Source organism: Moorena sp. SIO1F2 (assembly GCF_010672755.1).
In the GTDB taxonomy this organism is placed as follows: domain Bacteria; phylum Cyanobacteriota; class Cyanobacteriia; order Cyanobacteriales; family Coleofasciculaceae; genus Moorena.
In genome coordinates this window covers 1-6,801 of the sequence record NZ_JAAHFV010000224.1, presented here as the reverse complement: position 1 = coordinate 6,801, position 6,801 = coordinate 1, and the positions used below count along the sequence as shown (strand labels likewise).

Below are 6,801 nucleotides of genomic sequence, written 5' to 3'. Positions count from 1 at the left end.
TATAATCGAGATAATCGAGAACAGTAGCACCAGCACAAGACAATGCCAGATACACATATTCGCTTTGATTGGGCAATCAAAAAACTGCTGCGGAATAAAGCTAACTTTGGTGTTTTGGAAGGGTTTATAAGTGAGTTGTTGCATTTTGATATTACCATCAAAACCCTTCTGGAAAGCGAAGCTAATCAAGAGACACTCGATGATAAAACTAACCGAGTTGATATTCTCGCTGAAACCACTGATGGTGAGCTGATCCTGATTGAAGTACAAAACAACCCTCAACACGATTATTTCCACCGTATGCTCTACGGTGCCTCTAAGTTAGTCACCGAATACTTATACAAAGGTCAAGAGTACGGTCAAATTAAAAAAGTCTACTCAATCAATATAGTCTACTTTAACCTGGGAATGGGAGATGACTATATTTATTCCTATCGCGGAGAGTTCATTGGGGCTAATCTCGGGGATATCCTGCAACCGACAAAAACTCAGGAATTTAAATTTCACATCAATAAAGTAGCAGATATCTTCCCAGAATACTACTTACTGAAAGTCAGAAATTTTAAGGATTTAGCGAAAAACCCCTTAGATGAATGGATTTATTTTCTGAAAAACAGCGACATCAAAGCGGAATTTTCTGCCAAAGGAATAGCCGAAGCCAAGGAGGCGCTACGAGTTAATAATTTATCAGAACAAGAACGAGTAGCTTATGAGCGTTATATCAACAACAAGCGTGACGAAGCCAGTATCCTGAGTACCCAAGAGCTTGAGACCAAATGGCAAGTGGAACAGGCAGAAATTCGAGGGATGGAAAAAGGGATGCAACAAGGAAAACAAGAAGAAAAAATAGCGATCGCCCGTTCCTGCCGGGAACAAGGTTTAGATGTGGAGACTATTATGAAAATTACCCAACTTTCTCGGGAAGAGATTGAATCAATTAAGAATTAAGAATTAAGAATTAAGAATTGAGAATTGAGAATTGAGAATTAAGAATTGAGAATTTGTAATTCTACATTTTGCCTTCTACATTCTACATTCTACATTCTACATTCTACATTCTACATTCATTCTTCCAGCAAGTGATCACAAAACGCCTTCAGTTCCGGATTGACAGAACTATCCCTGAAATTACTACGTAAGTAAGCACAACCCCTAGCTAAGAGTCCATCTAGGGTGTCCAGCCGCCACAGCTTGATGGTATCCCCGTCTACAGTAGCGAGTTGCGTCCCATCTGGGTGGAAAACCAGTCGAGTCCCCTCGAATTGGGCAATTTGGCGACCTGCTAAATCCCACAGGCGCACGGTATGGTCACCTCCAGCGCTAGCCAGCAATTGACCATCCGGGCTAAATTCCACCTGGTAAACTCTACCCTGATGCCCTATAAATTGTTGGACTTGGCCAGTTTTGAGATTCCACAACCTCACGATTCCGTAATCTCCAGCGCTAGCAAGCAGCTCACCATCAGGGCTAAATTCCACCTGGTAAACTTTACCGTGATGCCCTTTAAATTGTTGGACTTGGCCAGTTTTGAGATTCCACAACCTCACGATTCCGTAATCTCCAGCGCTAGCGAGCAACTGACAATCAGGGCTAAATTCCACCTGGTAAACTCTACCCTGATGCCCCTCCAATTCATGGATTTGGCCAGTGTCGAGATCCCATAACCTGACAATTCCGTCAACTCCAGCGCTAGCCAACAGCTGACCATCCCAGCTAAATTGCACCTGGGTAACCTGACTCCGATATCCCTTCAGATGGTTAACTTGCCCAGTGTTGAGATTCCAAATCCTTACGATTCCGTCAACTCCAGCGCTAGCAAGTAGCTGACCATCCCAGCTAAATTCCAACTGCCTAACCTGAACCCGATCTCTTTGCAATTGGTAGATTTGTCCAGTGTTGAGATTCCACAAATTAATGATTCTGTCAAATCCAGCGCTAGCCAGATACTGACCATCCCAGCTGAATTGCAACTGCTTAACTGAATCCTGATGCCCTATAAATTGTTGGACTTGCCCAGTGTTGAGATTCCACAAACTAATGATTCTGTCAAATCCAGCGCTAGCCAGATACTGACCATCCCGGCTGAATTTTATCTGCTTAACCCTACCCTGATGCTTGGCAAGTTTAGGCTCCTCAATATAGTCAAGAATCCGTTGTAAAGCGAGTATTGGACTAGCAGCGGGATAGTCTTTAAAGGGAGTATGTTTCGTGACCATTGCTTTCAAATCTTTCCCGGTTTCCATAGCTGCTAGTAAGGCATAAAACGGGCTATAAATAAAATTATTAAGATGTGTAAATCCTGCTAGCTCTAGTTTTAGTCCTACTCGTTTATGTTCCAGCAAAATTTGTTTTTCTTTATCAATTTTTGCAAGTTTTTGTTTTTTATGATTATCATATATTTTCTGAATCGGATCTACTAAATAATCATGAATTAACTGATATAATTTTTCTGTTTCTAATGGAATCTTAAACACTAACCCCGAACCCACTAAAATATCCAAAATTATCCTAATTTTCTCTAGTTTTAAGGTTAAAATATTAGCTAATTCAGTCTCTGTTTTTAAGGGTCTCAGTTGCTTGTTATCGGTCAATATAAACAACAATTGCCAGGTAGTTTCTTGGCTTGGCTGTCCACAATCCCTAACGACAGCCTCCAGATAACGCTCTACTAGTTTTTCCTTATCGCCCCTTTGCTGATACTGCTCTAAGGTGACAATTCCCTCGGTTTCTAATTGTGCTCCCACCACTTGCAATTCAATCGGACGAACTTCTCCTGTTTCTGCTGCTAAATCTTTTACCAATTGCTCAATTAACTCTGGTTCTAAGGAAAACTTAGCTTGCTCCGTTAAGCGTTTAATAACTCTTTTTGCCTGGTATTGAGTAAAATTACCTAAGTAATATAGAACATCCTTGCTGAGAATATCATTATTGACGACATCTAAACTAATCAGGCGATTATTACACTCTAATAAATAATAGATATAATCTTCTCGCAAGGCCAGAATTATATTGACAGCTTCAAGAGTTAGACAGTCCTTTAAGAATTGATAAAAAACTCGCCGTTGCTCTGGCTTAGGATACTGAAATAAAAATTCTTCAAACTGGTCGAAAATTAGAACAGTCAGTCGATTATTATGACTATTGTGTCCCAGCTGGTGGAGAATTTTGTCCAGAATTTTTTTCCCCTCTCCCCCCTGATCTGTTCCAATTATTGTTTTAGCCAAGCTATCTTGCCACCGTTTATAAACCGTCAGCAACACTGGCTCCACATCCCGAGCGGCAATAATCTCTTGCTGTAATCTCGGAATTAAACCAGACTGAAGTAGAAAACTTTTACCCACGCCGGAGGATCCATAAATTACCGTTAGTTTGTGGTCTTTGCGACCAATACGCTCAACTAAGTCATTGATCGCTTGTTCTCGACCAGAGGCAGCAATGCGATCAGCCACTTGAGTATTTCTGATTCGTTCCTTGAGGGATAATTGACCAACGCCCACAAATGCCCGAAACCGGAAATGATACTCGATTGATTGCTGGTATGCCTTAACTGAGAAGGCTTTTTGATACTGCCCTTGGTCAAAGTATAGCTGTCGCAATTCTTTGAGAATTTGAATATATAGGTCGGGATTCAAGTTAGGATTGGTTTGCTCTTTGGCTTGCTGTAGATACCCAATCCCCTCCTGGGGTAGACCAAGATGCTTGTAGGCTTTCGCTAAGGATAAGCAATACCAACCTTGATGCAGTTCCCACGCCCAGTCCAACTGCTCCCGAGTCAGGTCACCAGGGAGGTCAACATAATTCTTGGCATCGGTAAGGATTTTCAGTGCTTTAGTGGCCAACTCCTTGACTCGATGCCATTGGGAGCGAGCCATAGCGACTTCTGCCGCTAGAAAGCCGTAATAATGGGCAAGCCAGACCGGATTGGGATATGTCAGATGAAGGGTTAAGGCTTTTTTCGCGAACTGCTCCAACTCATCCCATTGCCCTAGTCTTTGTAGAATTTCCCCCAAGGGATTGATAAACTTAGCCACTAAGTCGGGACGCTTAGCTTGCTCAAAGCAGTCATGCGATCGCAAAAAATAGTCTCTAGCCCTTAGGCAATGTTCCTTACCCTGATTCCGGTCTTGATCAGCATAGGTACGCCACCATTGCCCCATATGAAACAGAACACATCCGTATCGGATTAGATGTTCGGGGTCGGAAGAAGGGTAAACTCCCAGGAGATCTTCCCATAGCTTTAAACTTCGTTGATAATGCTTCTTAGACTGCTTGAGATCATCGGGAAGTCCTCGACCTAGGATAAATTCCACACTGGCTTCTAAGTCTAGCGCTAATTCTACCTGCCGATGTTGCAAATCTTGCCAAGCCCAGCGTAAGTCAGCCAGCTGCTGGTGACTAAGATTCTGTCCATGGTCAAGACCCCCAGCGGCTCCAGCAGCTAAGACTTGAGTAAACCCAATATCAGTAACCTGTTTGATAAATTTGATTATTTTAGCGGTAGAGATTTGAAAGTCCAGAGTTAAACCGGTTCCCCAACTGGCCAAATCCCTGGCAGAGCGCAGGAATTGGGAATAGACTCGGTCATCTACCCAAAATAGGACGGGGACATGGAACTGTTTGCGAAACTCTTCCCGGACTCGATTCGCTAATTTGAGCAGTTGCTCAAGGTCTCTGACCACCTCAAAGCCATACACCATAATGCCTTGGGGCGGTTCTTGTCCCAGTTGGGATTGAATCTTGCTGTATATAGTCCTGTAGAGCTGGGTGACCTCGGGAGTTAGCCCAATCGGGAGAATCTCTACCGAACAAACCTCTGCCAGCTGTTGAATCAACTGGTCTCGCCACTGGGTATAATTACAATGGGCAAAGATTAAGGAAAATTCCTGTTCACTGGCTCCCATTTCCATTGCCCAAGCCAGCTGCTTCAATAGCTGTTGTTGATTAGCTTGTTGGTGATGATCCTGTGACTGACTATTAGTCATGGAGTTATGATAATGGGTGCAATGGTGTTTCCAAATTCAAGGTTTGACTATGAGGTGGTGCGTTACGGGGCGGGCTATCCCAACACTGGCTACGAGGTTGAAAATTAGGGCGAGCCCTTCCCTAACGCACCCTACGCCTACTCCCTATTCCCTGTTCCCGATTCCCGATTCCCTGTTCCCTCCCCTACAACTTGCCAGTTTCTACCAGAATCGGATTCACTGTAAACCAAGACCCTTGAGTGTCATAGTATTCATACACAAATAGACTACGCACCAGCACTCGATAATGGTCCTCACCACTTACTTCTTGGTTCTGATGCACCTGACGCAATAATTCCCACTCTTCTTCCTCAATCGCGAATCGGATGTTATTACAGCGACTACGAATAACGTGATCTAACCCTGCCCGGGATAGGGGTAACTTGCTCTCCAGGATAATCCAATCCCGAAGCATTGCCAGTAACTCCCGCACATGACCACCACTGATAGCACAGAGTTTGTCAAGGGTTTCTGGTGCATCAAACACTTCCGCAATCCCCTGCAACCGTTGCGCTGGTGCTAGCTTAGGGAAAGCTCTAGCCATTACCATCGCTCTGAGCCCAGCCATTCCTTCCTCACACTGCTTACCATTCCGTTGCGTTACTGGCACCATGGGCAACACCTTCGGCTTAACCCCCCCGAAACGATTGGTAAGCCGATTGATATCATGACAAAATCGTAGCCCTAGGGGCATGGTATAAATTACATGACAGTTGAGTTGGCGCAACTGTTCTCCCCGGTCTACAAATAAATATTCCGGTTGTGGTCTCCCCCAAGGCTTGGGCACAATTTCGACCCGGTCAAGGTTATCCACGATTACTACTAGTCCCCGTTTTCCCTGGTGTTGGAGTTGAGCGATCGCAGGCTCAATCAACTCGGTATTAATTACATCAATAATGGTTTTGGTACGAGGTTCGATATAATCCCGCAACCGATTACGCAAGGTTGGGCTATTTTTAGCTCTCGTGGTAATTTTGGCAATCCCTGCCGATAAAGAATACTCTCCCTGTTTTTCCTTGACCCCAAACTCACCAACCTTGGGAATCTTAACCTCAACCCCAGTCACATCGGAACCCAACAATGTGGTAATTTCCTCTAGGAAAGCTTTAAAGCCTTTTAGTTGTAAGTTAACCTGGCTAGCTTCCAAACTTTCACTGACCTGGCGAGCAATAACCAATAAAATATCCCCCACATCCACATCATTCATCTCCAAGTCTTGATCCGACTCGAAGTAAACCACATGAAAGTTTTCTGCTAGCAACTCAGCCTTGAGTCGAGATAATTCCGTAGATTTCCCACAACCAATATGTCCGGTAAATAATTGACAGGTGGGCTGGTCTTCCGAGAATAGAGTAATTTGCGCTTTCAGTTGCTCAATCAGTGCTCCCCCCCGGACAGAAGAAAAATCGATATAGAGCTTCTGGTCTTCTGCCTGGGTGATATCAAGGGTTTTGCTTGGGTTAGTGGCTTTGTAAAACTGGGTGAAATTTAGAGTCATCCGGTGTAGGGTGTGGGGTGTGGGGTGTGGGGTGTCAGATCATCAAGGGTTCAAGACTGTATATGTATCATAAGTAATGCTGCGAGTTCTAATTCGTTTTTGGGTACACTAATAGGTAATTTTTGTCTATAGTAATCCATTGCACTAAGGGTAGGCTAATTTAAGCAAGTGCGATCGCATCAGCCTCTGAACCTGGTGATTGAGCCTCTGAATCTCGTGAACGAGTCTCTGAATCTCGTGAACGAGTCTCTGAACCTAATCAGCCACTTGTGTAAAGTAATA

Annotated in this window: 3 protein-coding genes; 1 reads left to right on the top strand and 2 read right to left on the bottom strand. The window is 44.0% G+C overall.

What is annotated here, in order from left to right; translation table 11 throughout:
• The first annotated feature begins 42 nt into the window (after positions 1 to 42).
• Positions 43 to 948, top strand: coding sequence for an Rpn family recombination-promoting nuclease/putative transposase (locus F6J94_RS22640; RefSeq protein WP_293044356.1), 906 nt, complete (start codon positions 43 to 45; stop codon positions 946 to 948).
• Positions 949 to 1,064: 116 nt separating this feature from the next.
• Here the strand turns inward: F6J94_RS22640 and F6J94_RS22635 are convergent, their stop codons facing one another.
• Complete coding sequence (locus F6J94_RS22635) at positions 1,065 to 4,982, bottom strand: hypothetical protein (protein ID WP_293044355.1); 3,918 nt, start codon at positions 4,980 to 4,982, stop codon at positions 1,065 to 1,067.
• A 184-nt stretch (positions 4,983 to 5,166) separates the two neighbouring features.
• Entirely contained in the window at positions 5,167 to 6,519 is a 1,353-nt protein-coding gene (locus F6J94_RS22630; protein ID WP_293044353.1) for an ATP-binding protein, read from the bottom strand.
• Positions 6,520 to 6,801: the final 282 nt, after the last annotated feature.